This is a genomic window from Aeromicrobium sp., from assembly GCF_025965075.1.
Taxonomy (GTDB): Bacteria; Actinomycetota; Actinomycetes; order Propionibacteriales; family Nocardioidaceae; genus Aeromicrobium.
Genome location: NZ_JAOPXQ010000095.1, coordinates 1 through 17,058, shown reverse-complemented (window position 1 = coordinate 17,058; position 17,058 = coordinate 1). Strand labels below are relative to the sequence as shown.

Annotated in this window: 19 protein-coding genes; 6 read left to right on the top strand and 13 right to left on the bottom strand. The window is 71.9% G+C overall.

Annotated features, from left to right (window positions below):
• Positions 1–284: 284 nt before the first annotated feature.
• The 7 genes from JWQ91_RS06245 to JWQ91_RS06215 all read right to left on the bottom strand — a co-directional run bounded on the left by JWQ91_RS06245 (position 285) and on the right by JWQ91_RS06215 (position 6,828).
• Positions 285–1,853: a trypsin-like peptidase domain-containing protein gene (locus JWQ91_RS06245; RefSeq protein ID WP_297782000.1), complete on the bottom strand. Its 1,569-nt coding sequence runs from the start codon at positions 1,851–1,853 to the stop codon at positions 285–287.
• A gap of 72 nt (positions 1,854–1,925) precedes the next feature.
• The gene (locus JWQ91_RS06240; RefSeq protein WP_297781999.1) at positions 1,926–3,326 is read right to left on the bottom strand and encodes a HAMP domain-containing sensor histidine kinase; all 1,401 of its coding nucleotides are present in this window, start codon (positions 3,324–3,326) and stop codon (positions 1,926–1,928) included.
• The gene (locus JWQ91_RS06235) at positions 3,323–4,015 is read right to left on the bottom strand and encodes a response regulator transcription factor (RefSeq protein ID WP_297781998.1); all 693 of its coding nucleotides are present in this window, start codon (positions 4,013–4,015) and stop codon (positions 3,323–3,325) included. The genes JWQ91_RS06240 and JWQ91_RS06235 overlap by 4 nt, the downstream gene beginning before the upstream one ends.
• Before the next feature lie 49 nt (positions 4,016–4,064).
• A complete protein-coding gene (locus tag JWQ91_RS06230; protein WP_297781997.1) occupies positions 4,065–4,928 on the bottom strand; it encodes a fructosamine kinase family protein in 864 nt (287 codons plus the stop codon).
• Positions 4,929–4,962: 34 nt separating this feature from the next.
• Entirely contained in the window at positions 4,963–5,451 is a 489-nt protein-coding gene (locus JWQ91_RS06225; protein ID WP_366521357.1) for a low molecular weight protein-tyrosine-phosphatase, read from the bottom strand.
• The gene (locus tag JWQ91_RS06220; protein WP_297781996.1) at positions 5,448–5,834 is read right to left on the bottom strand and encodes a phage holin family protein; all 387 of its coding nucleotides are present in this window, start codon (positions 5,832–5,834) and stop codon (positions 5,448–5,450) included. The genes JWQ91_RS06225 and JWQ91_RS06220 overlap by 4 nt, the downstream gene beginning before the upstream one ends.
• Positions 5,835–5,889: 55 nt before the next feature.
• On the bottom strand, positions 5,890–6,828 hold the full coding sequence (locus tag JWQ91_RS06215) for an EamA family transporter (protein ID WP_297781995.1): 939 nt from the start codon (positions 6,826–6,828) through the stop codon (positions 5,890–5,892).
• A gap of 31 nt (positions 6,829–6,859) precedes the next feature.
• Between JWQ91_RS06215 and hisC the strand changes: the two genes are divergently transcribed.
• The 4 genes from hisC to JWQ91_RS06195 all read left to right on the top strand — a co-directional run bounded on the left by hisC (position 6,860) and on the right by JWQ91_RS06195 (position 11,535).
• Positions 6,860–7,933, top strand: coding sequence for a histidinol-phosphate transaminase (gene hisC / locus JWQ91_RS06210; protein ID WP_297781994.1), 1,074 nt, complete (start codon positions 6,860–6,862; stop codon positions 7,931–7,933).
• A gap of 167 nt (positions 7,934–8,100) precedes the next feature.
• A complete protein-coding gene (gene pdhA, locus JWQ91_RS06205) occupies positions 8,101–9,225 on the top strand; it encodes a pyruvate dehydrogenase (acetyl-transferring) E1 component subunit alpha (RefSeq protein WP_297781993.1) in 1,125 nt (374 codons plus the stop codon).
• Positions 9,222–10,205 carry an alpha-ketoacid dehydrogenase subunit beta gene (locus JWQ91_RS06200; RefSeq protein ID WP_297781992.1) on the top strand — a complete coding sequence of 328 codons (984 nt, stop codon included), beginning with the start codon at positions 9,222–9,224 and terminating at the stop codon, positions 10,203–10,205. The genes pdhA and JWQ91_RS06200 overlap by 4 nt, the downstream gene beginning before the upstream one ends.
• Before the next feature lies 1 nt (position 10,206).
• A complete protein-coding gene (locus tag JWQ91_RS06195; RefSeq protein ID WP_297781991.1) occupies positions 10,207–11,535 on the top strand; it encodes a dihydrolipoamide acetyltransferase family protein in 1,329 nt (442 codons plus the stop codon).
• Between the two features lie 75 nt (positions 11,536–11,610).
• Here JWQ91_RS06195 and JWQ91_RS06190 read toward each other — a convergent pair whose 3' ends face one another.
• Positions 11,611–12,210 (bottom strand): DUF1684 domain-containing protein, encoded by a 600-nt coding sequence (locus JWQ91_RS06190; RefSeq protein WP_297781990.1) that lies wholly within the window; start codon positions 12,208–12,210, stop codon positions 11,611–11,613.
• 60 nt (positions 12,211–12,270) lie between these two features.
• Here JWQ91_RS06190 and JWQ91_RS06185 point away from each other — a divergent pair, with 60 nt between their 5' ends.
• Positions 12,271–13,566 (top strand): MFS transporter, encoded by a 1,296-nt coding sequence (locus JWQ91_RS06185; RefSeq protein ID WP_297781989.1) that lies wholly within the window; start codon positions 12,271–12,273, stop codon positions 13,564–13,566.
• Between the two features lie 3 nt (positions 13,567–13,569).
• Here the strand turns inward: JWQ91_RS06185 and JWQ91_RS06180 are convergent, their stop codons facing one another.
• From JWQ91_RS06180 to JWQ91_RS06170, 3 genes are all read right to left on the bottom strand, one after another.
• A complete protein-coding gene (locus JWQ91_RS06180; RefSeq protein WP_297781988.1) occupies positions 13,570–14,502 on the bottom strand; it encodes an oxidoreductase in 933 nt (310 codons plus the stop codon).
• A gap of 52 nt (positions 14,503–14,554) precedes the next feature.
• Complete coding sequence (locus JWQ91_RS06175; RefSeq protein WP_297781987.1) at positions 14,555–15,097, bottom strand: hypothetical protein; 543 nt, start codon at positions 15,095–15,097, stop codon at positions 14,555–14,557.
• A gap of 78 nt (positions 15,098–15,175) precedes the next feature.
• Positions 15,176–15,298: a hypothetical protein gene (locus JWQ91_RS06170; protein ID WP_297781986.1), complete on the bottom strand. Its 123-nt coding sequence runs from the start codon at positions 15,296–15,298 to the stop codon at positions 15,176–15,178.
• A 58-nt stretch (positions 15,299–15,356) separates the two neighbouring features.
• On the opposite strand from JWQ91_RS06170, the gene JWQ91_RS06165 reads away from it, so the two are divergent.
• Positions 15,357–15,824, top strand: coding sequence for a DUF4385 domain-containing protein (locus JWQ91_RS06165; protein ID WP_297781985.1), 468 nt, complete (start codon positions 15,357–15,359; stop codon positions 15,822–15,824).
• A gap of 3 nt (positions 15,825–15,827) precedes the next feature.
• On the opposite strand, the gene JWQ91_RS06160 is transcribed toward JWQ91_RS06165, so the two are convergent.
• Together JWQ91_RS06160 and JWQ91_RS06155 are read right to left on the bottom strand one after the other, a co-directional pair.
• Complete coding sequence (locus JWQ91_RS06160) at positions 15,828–16,253, bottom strand: pyridoxamine 5'-phosphate oxidase family protein (RefSeq protein WP_297781984.1); 426 nt, start codon at positions 16,251–16,253, stop codon at positions 15,828–15,830.
• A 191-nt stretch (positions 16,254–16,444) separates the two neighbouring features.
• Positions 16,445–17,058, bottom strand: a 614-nt coding sequence (locus JWQ91_RS06155; protein WP_297781983.1) for an acyl-CoA dehydrogenase, incomplete at its 5' end; no start/stop codon positions are given.

The following is a 17,058-nucleotide window of genomic DNA, read 5'->3' as shown; positions in this document are numbered from 1 at the left end:
GACCCGCCCCGGGCGGACGATCAGGGTCAGGGCCAGTGCGCCCACCACGAGGCGTCCCAGCGTGAGCGAGCCGGGGGAGAACGTGTCGCCCAGTGCGCGGATCGCCACGAAGGCCGAGGCCCACAGCAGCACGGTCACGAGCATCGCCGGGAGGGACAGGTCGCGTTCAGTCTTCACCACCCCACGGTAGTGGGAGGCGCCGACAACGACGCTGGCCCTGCCGTCTCAGCAGACACGTCGGGCGTGTTGCGTTCAGGACGTCAGGGCCAGCGGGGTGTGTGGGGCTAGCTGGTCTTGCCCTCGTCGGAGTCGAGGGTCACGGCAGCCTGTGCCTTCTTGCCGCCTCGCGTGTAGGAGACCGTGATCTTCTCGCCCGGGTTGAAGCCGCGCACCGAGGCGACGAGCGCCTCCGAGCTCGGGACCACCGCACCGTTGACCGCCGTGATGACATCACCCTTCTTGATCCCGGCCTTGTCGCCGGCGCCGCCGGCGACGACCTCCTTGACCTCGGCGCCGACGCCGGTGATGCCGTCGTCGCTCAGGAAGTTGTCGACGCTGACCCCGATCTGGGCGTGCTCGACGGTCTTGCCGGCGACGAGCTGCCTCGACACGTTCTTGGCCAGGTCGACCGGGATCGCGAACCCGAGGCCGATCGAGCCGGCGTCGCCGGACGTCGTCGTGCCGGAGCGGATCGCGGAGTTGATCGCGATGACGCGGCCATTCAGGTCGACAAGCGGGCCACCGGAGTTGCCCGGGTTGATCGCGGCGTCGGTCTGGACCGCCGGGAAGGTCGTGGACTGGCTCGAGCCGGAGCCGTCACTCGAGGACACGGGCCGGTTGAGAGCCGAGATGATGCCCTCGGTCACGGTGCTCTCCAGACCGAACGGCGAGCCGATCGCGACGACCTCCTGGCCGACCTTGAGGTCGGCCGACGTGCCCAGCTGGGCCGGCGACAGGCCCGTCTTGCCGGTCGCCTTGACGACGGCGAGGTCGGTCTTCGGGTCCCGTCCGACGATCGTGGCCTTGGCGTTGGTGCCGTCGCTGAACGCCACGGTGATCGTGCCGTTGTCGGCGGCGACCTCGACGACGTGGTTGTTGGTCAGGATCTGGCCGTCGCTGCTGATGATGATGCCCGTGCCGGACCCCGACTCGGTCTGGCCCTTGACGTTGATCTGCACGACGGACGGCAGGACCTTCTCCGCGACCGCGCTGACGGTGCCGGCGGGTGCCTTGGTCTGCGTGGCTGCCGAGTCGTCGGTGAGCGAGCTCACGACACCCGGGCTGCCGTCGTCGCCCTGCGTCTCGTCGTACGCCCAGGCGCCACCGAAGCCGGCGCCGCCGGCGAGGACCGCGAGCGCCACGATGCCGGCGAGCGTACGTCCGCGGCGTCGACGGGGCGGGGCGGCGACGCCGCCACCGGATCCGCCGTCGGCGTGGGAGTACGCCGTCTCGGTCGCCGCGAACGGCGGGAGCGTCTGGGTCGTGGAGGACCCCGCGGACGGGCCGTAGCCATCGGCGTCGCGGTGGTCGTCGTAGCGGTGCGAGAAGTCCTCGGGTGCGGGAGCCGGGCCGGGGGCGGGCGGCGCGACGACAGGCGTGGGCTGGGTCTCCGCGGCGGCCCGCTCGGACTCGCTCAGGACCGGGATCGTGGCGTCCTGGTCGAGGTGAGGGGCGGCGTCGGTCGGCGCCGACTCGGGCGTCGTGCCCTCCGGCGCGTGGGCCGGCAGGGGGGCGTCAGGTGCGGGAGCGTCCACGGCGGTGTCGTCGGTGGCCGGGGGCGTCGGCTCGGAGGAGTCGCGGTCCGCCGGGGGCACGTACGGCTTGGCGGCGAACGGGTCGTTCGATTCGGTCATGGAAAGAGATTCTCGCTTATCACTGAGATGGATATGAGAGCGGCGTGTGAGAGATCGAAGAACCTTCGAGCGTCAGGCCTGGTCGTCGGGGCGGTGCTCGGGCAGGGTCAGTGTGAAGACGGTTCCCCCGTCCGGGGGTGACGAAACCTCGACGGTACCGCCGTGGCGCTCGGCGGCCCGCTTGACGATCGAGAGCCCGAGCCCGGACCCGGGGAGCGTCCGTGCCTCGCTGGAGCGGTAGAAGCGGTCGAAGATGTGCGGCAGGTCCTCCGCGGCGATGCCGGGGCCCTCGTCGGTGATCGTGACGCGGCCCTCGCGCAGCGTGACGCGGATCGTCCCGCCGGGTGGGCTCCACTTGGCGGCGTTGTCGAGCAGGTTGGTGATGGCCCGCTCGAGCAGCTGCGGCTCGCCGATCACCATCCACGGGGTCAGGTCGACCTCAACCTCGACCTCCTGGGCGCGCAGGCGCACGCGGTCGACCGCCTGCGTCACGACGTCGGCGAGGTCGAGCGGCTCGGGATCGCGGGACAGCGGCTCGTCGCGGGCCAGCTCGACCAGGTCGCCCACGAGCGTCGTGAGCTCCTCGAGCTGGGCGCGGACGTCGCCCATGATCTCGTGGCGTTGCTCGTCGGTCAGGTGCCGCTCGGTGTTGTCCGCGGCCTGGCCGATCAGCTCGATGTTGGTGCGCAGGCTCGTCAGCGGGGTGCGCAGCTCGTGGCCCGCGTCGGCGACAAGCTGACGCTGCCGCTCCTGCGAGGCGTCCAGCGCCTGCAGCATCGCGTTGAACGACGTCGTGAGTCGGGCCAGCTCGTCGCGTCCCGTGACCTCGATGGGGGTGAGCTCGGCGGTACGCGCGACGCGCTCGGTCGCGGCGGTGAGGCGCCGCACGGGGCGCAGGCCGTTCGCGGCGACGGCCCAGCCGGCCACGCCCGCGGCGGCGACACCCGCGATGCTGCTGACCAGCAGGATGACCTTGAGCCGCTCGAGCGCGTCCTGGTTGGACTCCATCGACTGCACCAGGACGAGCGCCGTGCCGGCGCCGGCGCGGACCGCGACGACCCGGTGCGGCACGCCGTCGAGATAGATCGTCCGGGCGGAGCGCTCGCGCTGACCGACCGAGACCTCGAGCTCGCGGTAGCCCTTGAGCTGCGAGTAGTCGCTGGCCCCGTTGGTCGCCGGCAGCAGCTCGCCGCCCTTGACGATGAACGGCTGTATCCCGATGTACGCCAGCGAGCGTGCCGAGGGGATCGTCAGCAGCGACTCGTTGATCCCGCTGGTCACGGCGGCCTGCGCGCGGCGGTACATCGAGTCGTCCAGCGAGTTCTGGAACTCGGCGCGGACCACGACGTAGACCAGCGCGCTGACGACGCTGAGGGTCACGGCGACGGCCATCGTCGTGAGGACCGCGACCCGCAGGGCCAGCGACAGGCGGCCGGTGAACTTCTGGACCAGTCGGTGGAGCGCGTCGATCACGGAGGTGTCTCGCGCAGGACGTAGCCGACGCCCCGCACGGTGTGGAGCAGCCGCGGCTCACCCTCCGCCTCGAGCTTGCGACGGACGTAGCCGACGTAGACCTCGAGCGAGTTGGCGGTCGTGGGGAAGTCGAACCCCCACACCTCCTCGAGGATGAACGACCGTTCGAGGACCCGCTTGGGGCGCTGGAGGAACAGCTCGAGCAGCGCGAACTCGGTGCGCGTGAGCGACAGCGAACGGTTGCCGCGGGTCACCTCGCGGGTCACCGGGTCGAGCGACAGGTCCGCGAACGTCAACGGCGCCTCGTCGGGCTCGACCTCGGCGGCGCGGCTCGAGCGCCGCAGCAGCGAGCGGACCCGGGCGAGCAGCTCCTCGAGCGCGAACGGCTTGGTGAGGTAGTCGTCGGCGCCGGCGTCCAGGCCGTCGACCCGGTCCGACACGGCGTCGCGCGCGGTGAGCACCAGGATCGGCACGTCGTTGCCGGCCGCCCGGAGCGCGCGGGTCGCCTCGAGGCCGTCCAGCCGCGGCATCATGACGTCCATGATGATGACGTCGGGGGCGATCTGCGGGGTGCGGGCGAGTGCCTCGACCCCGTCGGAGGCCAGCTCGACGGTGTAGCCGTTGAACTCCAGGGACCGTCGCAGCGAGTCGCGCACGGCGCGGTCATCGTCCACGACAAGGATGCGCATGCTGACAGTCTGCCCGGTACGCCTGAGGGATTGCTGAAACCCGGCCGTGTCAGCCGATCAACGAGCGGGCGGCCGCGGCGGCGCGACCACCGTACGTGCCGCCGAACAGGACGGCGTGCACCAGCAGCGGGTGGAGCTGGTGCAGGGGGAGGCGGTCGTGCCAGCCCTCGGCGAGCGGCGCGGCCTCGTGGTACGCGTCGAGGATGCGCTGCAGGTGCGGGGCGCCGAACAGCGCCAGCATCGCCAGGTCGGTCTCGCGGTGGCCGCCGTGCGCGGCCGGGTCGATCAGCCACACCTCGCCGTCCGTGCCCCAGACCAGGTTGCCCGACCACAGGTCGCCGTGGACGCGGGCGGGCGGCTCCGCGGGTCCGGCGAGCTCGTGGATGCGACGCATCGCCCGCTCGATGATGGCGGCCTCGTCCGACGTCAGCGCCTGGCGGTCGACCGCAGCGCGGACGTAGGGCATGACCCGCCGGGACGCGAAGAACTCCGGCCAGCTCGGCAGCGACCGGTTGGGCAGCGGGGCCAGCCCGACGAAGCCGTCGGTCGCGGCGCCGAACGCCTCGGCGCCGGCGGCGTGGGTCGCGGCGAGGTCGCGGCCGAGCCGCTCGGCGGCGTCGGTCGTCGGCTTGCCCGGCTCGATCCAGTCCAGCACGAGGCAGTCCTCCGCGACCGCCAGGACCTGGGGCACCTTGGCGCCCTTGGCCTCGCGGAGCCAGCGCAGGCCCTCGGCCTCGCGCTCGAAGAATCCTCCAGGAGCCTGCGGACGGGTCTTGATGATGGCGCCGCGGCCGTCGGTCAGGCGCAGCCGTGTCGTGGTGCAGATGTCCCCGCCCGCGACCGGGGTGGTCGACACGACTCCTACGTCGAGGAGTGCTTCCGCCCGGGCGGCGGTCCCTGCCATGCGTGCCATGACGACGACGTTACCGCGTACGCGCGGAGGCGGGTCACGACTCCATGAGGTCAGGGAGGCGCTCGACGAGCCCGTCGGTCGTGCGCTCGATCATCGCGAGGACGTGACGGAAGCCGGAGTCGCCGCCGTACCAGGGGTCCGGCACCTCGTCGTCGCCCTCGGTGGCGTCGGGGTCGAACGCCCGGAACATCCGGACCTGCGACTGCTGCGCGACGGTCGGTGACAGCGCGGTCATGTCGGTCCGGTTGCTGTGGTCCATCGCGAGCAGCAGGTCGTTCTCGGCGTACCAGTCGATCGAGAACGTCCGGGCGCGGTGCCGCGACGGGTCGTAGCCGGCGTCCCGCAGGACCGCTGCGGCCCGCGGGTCCATCGGCTCACCCTCGTGCCAGCCGCCGGTCCCGGACGAGACGACCTCGACGCGGTCGTCCAGGCCTGCCTTCGCGAGCCGGTCCTCGAGGACGACGTGGGCGATCGGCGAGCGGCAGATGTTGCCGAGGCAGACCAGCGCGACGCGGTAGGTCACCGCTTCGATCCGACGAACGCTCCCACGACGGTCTGGGCCAGGGAGATGAGGATCGAGGCGACGACGGCCCAGCCGAAGCCGTCGATCGTGAAGGCGACGTCGAACGCGTCGGTGATCTGCTCGGTCAGGAGCAGCAGCAGGGCGTTGATGATCAGCAGCGCGAGGCCCAGCGTGATGATGATGAACGGCAGCGACAGGATCTTGACGATCGGCCCGACGAAGCTGTTGACGATCGTGAACACGAGGGCGACCAGCAGCACCGCGATGACCTGCTGGGTCGCGGTGGCGTCGTCGGCGCCGATCGTCATGTGGTCGCCGAGGATCAGCGCCGCGAAGGCGAGGGCCACGGCGCTGACGAGCCAGGTCGAGAGGAAACGCTCCATGGGGGGAATTCTCGCACCTGCCGCGCCGCGGTCGCCGGAGGTCGGCGCGCGCCGGTCAGGGCGCGGGGATCGCGAGCTCGGCCCGGCGGGACGTCTGCGCCAGGACGATGCCCGCGAGGACGGCGCACGCGCCGACGACCTGGACCGGGGTCAGCGACTCGCGGAACCAGGCCCAGCCCAGGATGTTCGCGATGACCGGCTCGAGCATCGCGACGACCGTCACGATCGTCGCCGGCAGGTGCTGCAGCGCGAACATCTCGAGGAAGAACGGGACGACGGTGCCCATCACGACGACCGTCCCGATGACGAGCCACGGGTCCACGCCGTGCCCGTCGAGGCGGCCCAGCATCGAGGTGCGGTCGGGGAGGTCCGGGGTCGTCCAGATCGGCTCGATCAGGTTCATCGCGACAGTCGCGACGACGAACGCCCACAGGATCACCCGCAGCGGGTCGTCGAAGCCGACGTTGTGCTCGCCGATCAGGAAGTACGCCGCGAAGCACACCGCCGCGAGCAGCGCCATGACGATGCCGAGGCCGTCGAACGCCAGACCGTTCCAGACCCGGCTGACGATCGCCAGCCCGCCGACCGACAGCCCCACTGCGGCCCACATGCGCGGCCGGACGGGCTCCTTGCGCACGAACCGGACCCACAGCACGACCAGGACCGGCGCGAGGTACTCGATCAGCAGCGCGATCCCGAGCGGCAGCCGGTCGATCGCGATGTTGTAGGTCAGCTGCAGACCCACGACGCCGACCAGCGCGAGGGCGAGGACGAGCAGCAGCGCGGTGCCCCGCGGCCGCCGCAGCGCCGAGCGGCGGAAGGCCGCGGCGTACGCCACGAACACCAGCGTCGCGCCGGTGATCCGCAGGGTCGTGAACGACTCGGGGCTGAGCCCCGACCCCATCGCGACCCGCGACACCCCGCCGTTGAGGCCGAACAGCACCGCCGCGGCGACGACGAGGACGTAGCCGAGGCGAGCGTTGCGGACTGTCACGCGACGATTCTCGCAGGGATACGCTCGGCGCATGAGCGGATCCAGCGCCCCCCGAGCTCGCCGAGCACTCGACGAGATCCCCGTCTACCGCCCCGGCAAGCCGGCGCTGACGGAGGACCACAAGCTCTCCAGCAACGAGAATCCCTATCCGCCGTTGCCCGGCGTGATGGAGCGCGCCTCCGCGGAGCTGGGCCGGATCAACCGCTATCCCGACGCCGGCATGACGGGGCTGTACGACGCGCTGTCCGAGCGACTCGGCCTGTCGCCCGACCACTTCGCCGCCGGCACGGGATCGGTCGCGGTGCTGTTCGCCCTGCTCAACGCGCACCTCGAGGCCGGCGACGAGATCGTGTACGCCTGGCGGTCCTTCGAGGCCTATCCGATCGCGGCGGACCTGACCGGCGCCACGACCGTGCGGGTCCCGCTGCGCGCCGACGCGACCCACGACCTGCCGGCGATGGCCGCCGCCGTGACCGACCGCACCAAGGTCGTCCTGGTCTGCACCCCCAACAATCCGACCGGCCCCGTCGTCAGCGCCGTCGACCTGCACGCGTTCCTCGCGACGGTCCCGAGCCACGTGCTGGTCGTCGTCGACGAGGCGTACGTCGAGTTCGTCCGTGACCCGGCCGCGGCCAGCGGCCTGGCGGCGCTGGCCGACCACCCCAACGTCGTCGTCCTGCGGACGTTCTCCAAGGCGTACGGGCTGGCCGGGCTCCGGGTCGGCTACGCGATCGCGCGCCCCGAGATCGCGGTGTCGATCCGCAAGGCCACGCCGCCGTTCTCGGTGACCGACCTGTCCCAGGCCGCGGCGGTCGCCTCGCTCGAGTCCGAGGAGGCCCTGCAGGAGCGGGTCGAGGCGATCGTGCAGGAGCGGCTCGCGATGGTCGCGGCGCTGCGCGGCCAGGGCTGGGACGTCCCCGACACCGAGGCCAACTTCGTGTGGCTGCCGCTCGGCGACGACGCGCTCGACTTCGCGGCGGCCTGTGACCCGGTGTCGGTGCGGCCGTTCGCGGGCGACGGGGTGCGCATCAGCGTCGGCGCTCCCGAGGTCAACACCGAGCTGATCGCGCTCGCCGGGGCGTGGCGGAGGACGCACCCGGCCTGAGCCCGCGGCGTTTTGTCGGACGGGTCGCGGGAGGCTACGGTGGTCTCAGATGTGACGACAGTCACGTCGACGTGCACGTCCGGTCGTCAGTTACCCCTGCCAGGCCGGGCTCGCATGCTTCGAGCTCCGGAACGGTGACCCCGTCCACCGGGTGATTGAGGAGACGCATGAATCACGACGACCCGTCCGACCCCACGACCCCGCACTCGCCGCCGGTCCAGCTGCTGACGCCTGCCGGCCAGCGCGTCCCCGATCCGGACTACTCCTACGACGGCACGCTCGCCGACGTCCAGGAGCTCTACCGTGACCTCGTCATGGTGCGCCGCATCGACACCGAGGCCTTCGCCCTGCAGCGCCACGGCGAGCTCGGCCTGTGGCCGCCGCTGTTGGGCCAGGAGGCCGCCCAGGTCGGCGCCGGCCGCGCGATGCGTCCCCAGGACTTCGCGTTCCCGACCTACCGCGACCACGGCATCGTGTGGTGCCGCGGCGAGGACCCGACCTATCTGCTCGGCATCTTCCGCGGCTCGCACCTCGGTGGCTGGGACCCCGCCGACCACCACGTCGCGCTGCCCAACATCATCATCGGCGCGCAGACGCTGCACGCGACGGGCTATGCGATGGGCCTGACGATCGACGGCCTCGTCGGCACCGGCACGCCGGACCGGGACGCCGCCACGATGGCGTTCCTCGGCGACGGGGCGACGAGCCAGGGCGACTTCAACGAAGCGCTCGACTGGGCCGCGGTGCACCAGGCCCCGGTCGTGTTCTTCTGCCAGAACAACCACTACGCGATCTCGGTGCCCCTCGAGCGGCAGACCCGGGTCCCGATCGCGCAGCGCGCCGACGGCTTCGGGCTGCCGGGCGTCCGCGTCGACGGCAACGACGTCCTCGCGTGCCACGCCGTCGCGACGGCGGCGCTGCAGCGGGCCCGCGACGGCCAGGGCCCGACCCTGGTCGAGGCCGTGACCTACCGGATGGGCGCGCACACGACGTCGGACGACCCGACCCGCTACCGCGAGGCCAGCGAGGTCGAGGCGTGGAAGGCCAAGGACCCGCTCGAGCGGGTCGCGACCCATCTGCGCGCCGAGGGCGTCACCGAGGCGTGGTTCACCGAGCTCGCCGCCGAGGCGGACGCGCTGGGCGCCCACCTGCGGGAGGCGTGCCAGCAGATCCCCGAGCCCGACCTCGCGTCGTTGTTCGACCAGGTCTACGTCGAGACGACGGTCGAGCTCGAGCAGCAGAAGGCCGAGTACGTCGCCTGGCGCGACTCGTTCGAAGGGAGCGTGGCATGAGCAGCGAGAAGATGACGATGGTCAAGGCGATCAACTCGGGCCTGCGCGCGTCGATGGAGGCCGATCCCAAGGTCGTCGTGATGGGCGAGGACATCGGCCGGCTCGGCGGCGTCTTCCGGGTCACCGAGGGCCTGCAGAAGGACTTCGGCGACCACCGGGTCATGGACACGCCGCTCGCGGAGTCGGCGATCGTCGGCACCGCGATCGGCCTGACGTTCCGCGGCTTCCGGCCCGTCATCGAGATCCAGTTCGACGGCTTCGTCTATCCGGCGTACGACCAGATCGTCAGCCAGGTCGCGCGGATGCACTTCCGCAGCAGCGGCAAGGTCCGGATGCCGGTCGTCATCCGCATCCCCTACGGCGGTGGGATCGGGGCGGTCGAGCACCACTCCGACAGCCCCGAGGCGCAGTTCGCGATGACGGCGGGACTCAAGGTCGTCGCCCCGTCCACCCCGCACGACGCGCACTGGATGATCCAGCAGGCGATCGCGTCGGACGACCCCATCGTGTTCATGGAGCCCAAGCGGCGCTACTGGGAGTCGGGCCAGGTCGACACCGGGTCCACCGACCTCCCGCTGTGGTCCTCGCAGGTCGTCCGCCCGGGCCGCGACGCGACCCTCATCACATACGGGCCGATGGTCAAGACGTGCCTCGCGTCGGCCGAGGCCGCGGTCGAGGACGGCCTCGAGCTCGAGGTCATCGACCTGCGCACGCTGTCGCCGCTCGACCTCGCCCCCGTCGTGGAGTCCGTGCGCCGCACGGGCCACGCCGTCGTCGTGCACGAGGCCGCCCGGACCCTGGGGCTCGGCGCCGAGATCGCCGCCCGGATCACCGAGGAGTGCTTCTTCTCGCTCGAGGCGCCCGTCCAGCGGGTCACCGGCTACGACATGCCCTATCCGCCCAGCCGTGTCGAGGAGGAGTTCCTGCCCGGGCTCGACCGGATCCTCGACGCCGTCGACCGCGCCCTCCAGGAGAGCTGACATGCCCGAGTTCAAGCTGCCCGACGTCGGTGAGGGCCTGACCGAGGCCGAGATCATCTCGTGGCAGGTCTCCGTCGGCGACACCGTCGCGATCAACGACGTCCTGGTCGAGATCGAGACCGCGAAGTCGCTGGTCGAGCTGCCCAGCCCGTACGCCGGCGAGGTCCGCGCGCTGCTGGTCAGCGAGGGCGACACGGTCCTGGTCGGGACGCCGATCATCGCGATCGGCTCGGCCGACGTCGTCGAGGACGCACCCGCCGAGGCGCCGCCGTCGACCGAGCCGGCCAAGCGGGAGGCGATGCTGGTCGGCTACGGCCCCCGTACCGACGCCCCGACCCGTCGTCGGCGCCCGTCGGCGCCGTCGGCCCCGTCGGCCCGCGTTGCGTCGGTCGACACCGAGCGGGTACGGCAGCCGGCACCGCCGACCCCTCCCGCGCCGCAGCCGGCGACCTCGGGGCTCAAGCTCCGGCCGCTGGCCAAGCCGCCGGTGCGCAAGCTCGCCAAGGACCTGGGGGTCGACCTCGCGGACGTCCCCACGACGGGTGACGTCGTCACCCGCGCCGACGTCGAGGCGTTCGCCGGGCGGACCGAGTCAGCGAGCGCGCCGATGCCCGTCCCCCAGGACGATGCGGGTGAGACACGGATCCCGATCAAGGGCGTCCGCAAGTTCACCGCCGAGGCGATGGTCCGCTCGGCGTTCACCGCCCCGCACGTGACGGAGTGGGTCACGCTCGACGTGTCCCGCACGATGGAGCTCGTCGCGCGGCTCAAGACCGACCGGGCGTTCGCCGACGTCAAGGTCTCGCCGACGCTGATCGCGGCCAAGGCGATCTGCCTCGCGATGCGGCGCACCCCCGAGCTCAACGCCCGGTGGGACGGGGCCGCCCAGGAGATCGTGGTCAAGAAGGCGGTCAACCTCGGGATCGCGGCCGCCACCGCACGGGGCCTCGTGGTCCCCAACATCGTGGGCGCCGACTCGCTGTCGCTGGTCGAGCTGGCCGCGGCGATCGGCGAGCTCACGACGACGGCCCGCGAGGGGCGCACCCAGCCGGCGCAGATGGCCGGGGGGACGTTCTCCCTGACCAACATCGGCGTCTTCGGGATCGACGCCGGCACCCCGATCCTCAACCCCGGGGAGTCCGGCATCCTCGCGCTGGGCTCGATCGAGCGCCGGCCGTGGGTCGACCAGGAGGACCGGGTCGTGCCGCGCTGGGTCACGACGCTGGCGCTGAGCTTCGACCACCGGGTCGTGGACGGGGAGCAGGGCTCCCGCTTCCTCGCCGACGTGGCGGCGATCCTCCGCGACCCCGCGACGGCCCTGACCTACTAGGAACCCAGATTTGCGGACTTCTACCCCGTTTCACGGGTCCAAGAACGTGCAAAGCTCCGCACATCTGGGCTGGGGCTAGAGCCGCTCCCCGGCCTCCACCCGGTGGGCGATCGTGTTGCCGGGTGGGGCCAGGGGGCAGATCCAGCGGGGGTTGTAGCGGCACGACGGGTGATAGGCGAAGTTGAGGTCGAGCGTGATCGACCGGTCGGTGCCGCCCAGCCAGGACCCCTTCGCGGTGTCGAGCAGATAGCGGCCACCGCCGTACGACCCGTCGCCCGACGTGCCGTCGCGGAGCGGGACGAACAGGCCACCGCCGTACTGGTGCAGCGACCACACGTCGAGGGTCCCGCCGATCGGCAGCTCGACCCGGCCGACGAGGCGCATCTCGAGCTCCCCGTCGTCGCCGCCGTCGAACAGCCGCGGCTCGGACGCGTCGACGTCGAGCAGCTCGGTCTCGAAGCGGAGCGCGGGATCGTACGGCCAGCAGGGCAGCCCGTCCTGCCGCAGCGGGTCGTCCGCCAGCAGCGGGCTCTGCGGGTGGTGGGCGAACAGCTCGTCCCGGGCGGCGCGCCACCCGGCGTGGGCCGCGGCGGGATCCGGGTCGGCGCGGACCGCGGCATAGATCTCGTGGACCCGGCGGCGCCAGTCGACGAGGGTCAGCGAGGAGGAGGCCATGCGGTCCACCGTGGCACATCCTGCCGTGTCCGGCTCGCCCGTCGGGTCTACGATCGATCAGTGAGCCACCCCCTCGAGACCCGTCATCGCGGCGCGTACGGGATCTGGGTCGTCGGGCTGCTGGTCTACTTCCTCGCGGTGTTCCACCGGTCGTCGCTGGCCGTCGCCGGGCTCGAGGCGACGGACCGCTTCGGCATCCAGGCCTCCCAGCTCGCGACGTTCACGATGCTGCAGCTCCTGGTCTATGCCGGGATGCAGATCCCGGTCGGACTCATGGTCGACCGCTTCGGGCCCCGCCGGATCCTGCTGACGGGGGCGATCATCCTGACCCTCGCGCAGGCCGGGTTCGCGTTCGCCGACTCGTACGGCCTGGCGCTCGTCGCGCGCGCGTTCGTCGGCGTCGGCGACGCCATGACGTTCATCTGCGTGCTGCGGCTCGTCAACACGTGGTTCGCGCCCCGCCGGATCCCGCTGATGACCCAGCTCACCGGTGTCATCGGCCAGGCCGGCGCGATCATCGCCGCGGTCCCGATGACGTGGGCGCTGGGCCAGCTCGGCTGGACGAGGTCCTACCTGCTGTCCGCATCCTTCGGCGTCGTCCTGGCGGTCGCGCTGGTCGTGGTCGTGCACGACCACCCCGAGGCGCGGTCGGCGCGCGGCCCGGCGCTGTCGCTGACCCAGATCCGGCGCAGCCTCGGCGCCTCGTGGGCCGAGCCCGGCACCCGGCTCGGCTTCTGGATCCACTTCTCGACCCAGTTCAGCGCCACGACGCTGGGGCTCCTGTGGGGCTATCCGTTCTTCGTGCGCGGCGAGCACACGTCCAAGGGCTTCGCGGGCCTGCTGCTGACGCTGATGGTCGTCGCGGTCATGACCGCCGGGCCGATCCTGGGCTGGGCCATCGGCCGCCACCCGTGGCACCGCTCGACGATCGTGCTGTCGATCGTCGGGGCGATCGTGACGATGTGGACCATCGTGCTGACCTGGCCGGGCACCGCCCCGTCGTGGCTGCTGGTCCTGCTGGTCGTCGTGGTCGGCGTCGGCGGGCCCGCCTCGATGATCGGCTTCGACGTCGGCCGGACGTCCAACCCGGCCGAGCGGATGGCCAGCGCGAGCGGGATCATCAACCAGGCCGGCTTCGTCGCGAGCCTGGTGCTCGTCATCGCGATCGGCCTGATCCTCGACTGGCGCACGCCGGGCGGCGGGACGGCGTACACCCCCTCGGCGTTCCGCTGGGCGATGTCGTTCCAGTACGTCCTGTGGGCCCTGGGCCTGACCCAGATCTGGCGCTACCGCGTGCGGACGCGGGCCAAGATCATGGCCGAGGACCCCGCGGCGTACGGCCGCACACCGCTGTAGTCCTCAGACCGGGAACGCCTCGCCGATCGCGTCCTCGGAGGCCGCCCACAGCGCCGTCGCCAGCGCCTCGTCGCGCGCCGTGCTGGTCATCCCGACGAGCCTGGGGCGGCCCCGCCAGCCGCCGAGGCTGGTCGGCCCGACGTACTCGCCGCCGGTCAGCGCCGGATCTGTCGCGGCCATCAGCAGCGGCCACGATCCCGCGGTCGCGGACTGCGCGATGACCTTGGTGATCTGGTGCACCGCGATCCCCGGCAGCGACAGCCCGCCCACGGTGGGACCGGTCTTGGTCAGGTTGGTCGAGGCGTAGCCGGGGTGCGCAGCGACGCTGACCACGCCGCTGCCGGCGGCCTTGACCCGGCGGTCGAGCTCGACCGCGAAGACCAGGTTGGCGAGCTTGGACTCGCCGTACGACGTCCACCGGCGATAGCGCCGCGGCGATCCCTCCGGCGTCAGGCTGCGCAGGTCGATCCCCTTGACCGCCGTGTGGGCCATCGACGACACCGTCACGACCCGCGCGTCGGACGCCCGCAGGACCGGCCACAGCTCGGCGGTCCAGGCGAAGTGGCCCAGGTGGTTGGTGCCGATCTGCAGCTCGTAGCCGTCGACGGTCTGCGTCCTCGGCGGGATCATGATGCCGGCGTTGTTGATCAGCACGTCGATGCGGTCGTACGTCTTCGCGACCTCGGCGCCGGCGCGGCGGGCGTCGGCCAGGGAGGCGAGGTCCAGTGCGACGACGTCGATGCCGGTGCCGGGGGTGTCGCTCGAGATCCGCGCGACGGCGTCATCGGCCTTGGCGTCGTCGCGGGCCGTCACGACCAGGTCGGCGCCGTGCCGGGCCAGCTCGAGCGCCGTCGCGAGGCCGAGCCCGCCCGTCACCCCGGTGAGGACGACGCGCTTGCCGGTCAGGTCGGGGATGTCGTCGGTGCTCCAGGTCATGCAGCGAAGGCTACTGACCCGGCGCGGCGCGCGCCTGCCGAAGCGAGCCGGCTCAGGTGGGCTTCGGCGTCGCGGCCTCGAGCTTGGCGTCGCGGCGGGCGCTGCGGCGGCACCAGAAGACGTAGGCCCCGAAGCCCGCGCCGGCGGCCAGGCCCAGGGAGGCGATGCCCTTGCCGTTGCGTGACGGCGCCTCGAAGTCGTCCACGACGCTCCAGGCGTATGCGGCGCCGTCGTCGATGTCCTTGCTCTTGGGCGAGCAGGCGACCCGCATCCCGTCGCGTCCTTCCTCCAGCACCGCGAGCAGGTGCCACGTCGTGCCGCCGGTCCGGTTGTCGATGTCCGGCACGGGCTTGGTGATCTCGACCCGGACCTTGTCCCGGCCGCGGGCGTGGCACGTGACGCCCCGCTCCGGCTCGTAGTCGTCGGTGTAGACCGCGAGCGTCTTGCCGCGGGCGTCGGCCCGTTCCTGCATCCCGGTGACCTGGGTCGTCTTGATCGTGTCGTACGCCGTCGCGGCGACCGCCGCGGCGACCATCGCGCTGCCGATCGCCAGCAGGAGGGCGACGAGGTACCAGAGCGGATTGGTCAGGCGCACCCCGCAACTTTCCCACACGGCGCGGCGCGCGCGGCCCCTTGACCGCCCGCGGGGCGAGGAGTCGGGCGCCGCGACGGGTCAGAGCGGTGTCAGCGGCTCGTCGGAGCCGGTCCCCTCGGGGTTGGGGTCGTTGACACCGGGCTTGGGCTCGGCGTCCGGCTCGTCCTCGGGATGTGGGTCGGCCAGGGGTGACTCGGTCATGGGAATCCTCTCGATCGACCCCGGGCGTACCCCGCCGCGTCCGGGGTACGCGCCCGACATGGATCCCGACGTCGACCACCGCGCGCACCCCGAGGCGTACCGGGTGGGTCGCGGCGAGCAGGGCGTCTTCGGCGTCGAGCCCTACAAGTCCGAGCTCCTGCCCCTGTGGCGGTTCGCGACGCCGGAGCAGGCGACCGAGAGCAGCGAGGCGTTGCGCCGGGCGTTCGAGGACTATCTCGCCGCGGGTGACCTGGTGGGCGCCGACATGACCCGCAAGTACCTCCAGATGGGCTACACCCGGGCGCGGAGATATGCCCGGCACCGCGGCGGGCGCAAGTACGACGGGCCGGTCCCGGCGGACAAGAAGGGGCAGAGCGGGGCGCACGGGCGGGCCGAGCTGCCGGTCGACCCGGAGGACCCGGTCAAGGCCGAGTCGGCGCGGATCTTCAAGGCCGCGTGGGACGCGGCGGCGGCCGACGAGACGTACCAGCGGCTCAAGGCCGAGCACGTCGAGAGGTACGGCTGAGGGTCAGTGCCCCTTGACCCGGCGCCCGTCGATGGCGCGGGGTGCGATGGCCATGACGAGCGGGCGGTCCCCACCGGCCCACGGGTGCAGCCGGGTGTGCGACACCACGGTCTCCACGATCGCCTCGTCGGTGACGGCGGCGACGGACCCCCGCACCGTGACGTTCCACCCGTCGCGGAAGACGTCCTGGTGGTCGACGCCGAAGGCGATGTCCTCGTGCCCACCCGCGAGCCCGGCGAGGATGCCGTCACGGGAGGTGCGGAAGTAGATCTTCTCGTCGATGACGGTGAAGTTGACCGGGATGAGCTGCTGGCCGTCGGCGTCGACGAACGCCAGGCGTCCGACCGTCGTGGAGCCCAGCAGCGCGACGCACTCCTCGGGGGGCAGCTCGATCAGGGAGCCCTTGCTGCGGTCGTCGGATGCGCTCACGGGGTGGCCTTTCGTCGACGGGGCGCGCGGGTGTGTCGGCGCCTCCTCATCGTCGCACCCGCAGGCGTCGACCGGGCCCCGACGTCGGTGGCGGGCCCGATGCCGGTGTCGCGCCGCCACATCGTCTGGCCGGACGACGGCACCCCCGGACCTCGAGGTCCGGGGGTGCCGTCGTCGGTGCTGCGCGCAGGTCAGAACGCGGCTTCGTCGAGCTCCATGATCGAGGCGTCGATGTTCTCCGCCATGGCGCGCTCGCCGGCCAGCAGCGGCAGGACGTTGCGGGCGAAGAACGAGGCCGCGGCGACCTTGCCCTCGTAGAACGCCTTGTCGGCCGCCGACACCTCGCCGTCGAGCTTGGCCAGCGCGACCTCCGCGCCACGCAGCAGGAGCCACGAGACGACGAGGTCGCCGAGGACGTACACGAGGCGGGTCGTGTTGAGGCCGACCTTGTAGATGTTCTTGATGTCACCGTTGGCGTCGGCCGGGTTGGCCGACATCAGGTCGGTGAACACCGCGCCGATGATCGCCTGGGCATCCTCGAGGCCCTTCGCGAGCAGCTCGCGCTCGACCTTGAGGCGACCGTTGCCGGCCTCGCTCTTGACGAAGGCCTCGATCTCGGCCGACAGGTGGCCCAGCGCCTGACCCTTGTTCTTCACGATCTTGCGGAAGAACAGGTCCTGGCCCTGGATCGCCGTCGTGCCCTCGTAGAGGGTGTCGATCTTGGCGTCGCGGACGTACTGCTCGATGGGGTAGTCCTGCAGGAAGCCCGAGCCGCCGAACGTCTGCAGGGACTCGGTGCCCAGCA

Bases quoted from the DNA above. Each gene is read 5' to 3' on its own strand.
- JWQ91_RS06245 (WP_297782000.1), bottom strand. From the start codon at position 1,853: ATGACCGAATCGAACGACCCGTTCGCCGCCAAGCCGTACGTGCCCCCG.
- JWQ91_RS06235 (WP_297781998.1), bottom strand. From the start codon at position 4,015: ATGCGCATCCTTGTCGTGGACGATGACCGCGCCGTGCGCGACTCGCTG.
- JWQ91_RS06230 (WP_297781997.1), bottom strand. From the start codon at position 4,928: ATGGCACGCATGGCAGGGACCGCCGCCCGGGCGGAAGCACTCCTCGAC.
- JWQ91_RS06220 (WP_297781996.1), bottom strand. From the start codon at position 5,834: ATGGAGCGTTTCCTCTCGACCTGGCTCGTCAGCGCCGTGGCCCTCGCC.
- hisC (WP_297781994.1), top strand. From the start codon at position 6,860: ATGAGCGGATCCAGCGCCCCCCGAGCTCGCCGAGCACTCGACGAGATC.
- pdhA (WP_297781993.1), top strand. From the start codon at position 8,101: ATGAATCACGACGACCCGTCCGACCCCACGACCCCGCACTCGCCGCCG.
- JWQ91_RS06200 (WP_297781992.1), top strand. From the start codon at position 9,222: ATGAGCAGCGAGAAGATGACGATGGTCAAGGCGATCAACTCGGGCCTG.
- JWQ91_RS06195 (WP_297781991.1), top strand. From the start codon at position 10,207: ATGCCCGAGTTCAAGCTGCCCGACGTCGGTGAGGGCCTGACCGAGGCC.
- JWQ91_RS06190 (WP_297781990.1), bottom strand. From the start codon at position 12,210: ATGGCCTCCTCCTCGCTGACCCTCGTCGACTGGCGCCGCCGGGTCCAC.
- JWQ91_RS06180 (WP_297781988.1), bottom strand. From the start codon at position 14,502: ATGACCTGGAGCACCGACGACATCCCCGACCTGACCGGCAAGCGCGTC.
- JWQ91_RS06170 (WP_297781986.1), bottom strand. From the start codon at position 15,298: ATGACCGAGTCACCCCTGGCCGACCCACATCCCGAGGACGAGCCGGAC.
- JWQ91_RS06165 (WP_297781985.1), top strand. From the start codon at position 15,357: ATGGATCCCGACGTCGACCACCGCGCGCACCCCGAGGCGTACCGGGTG.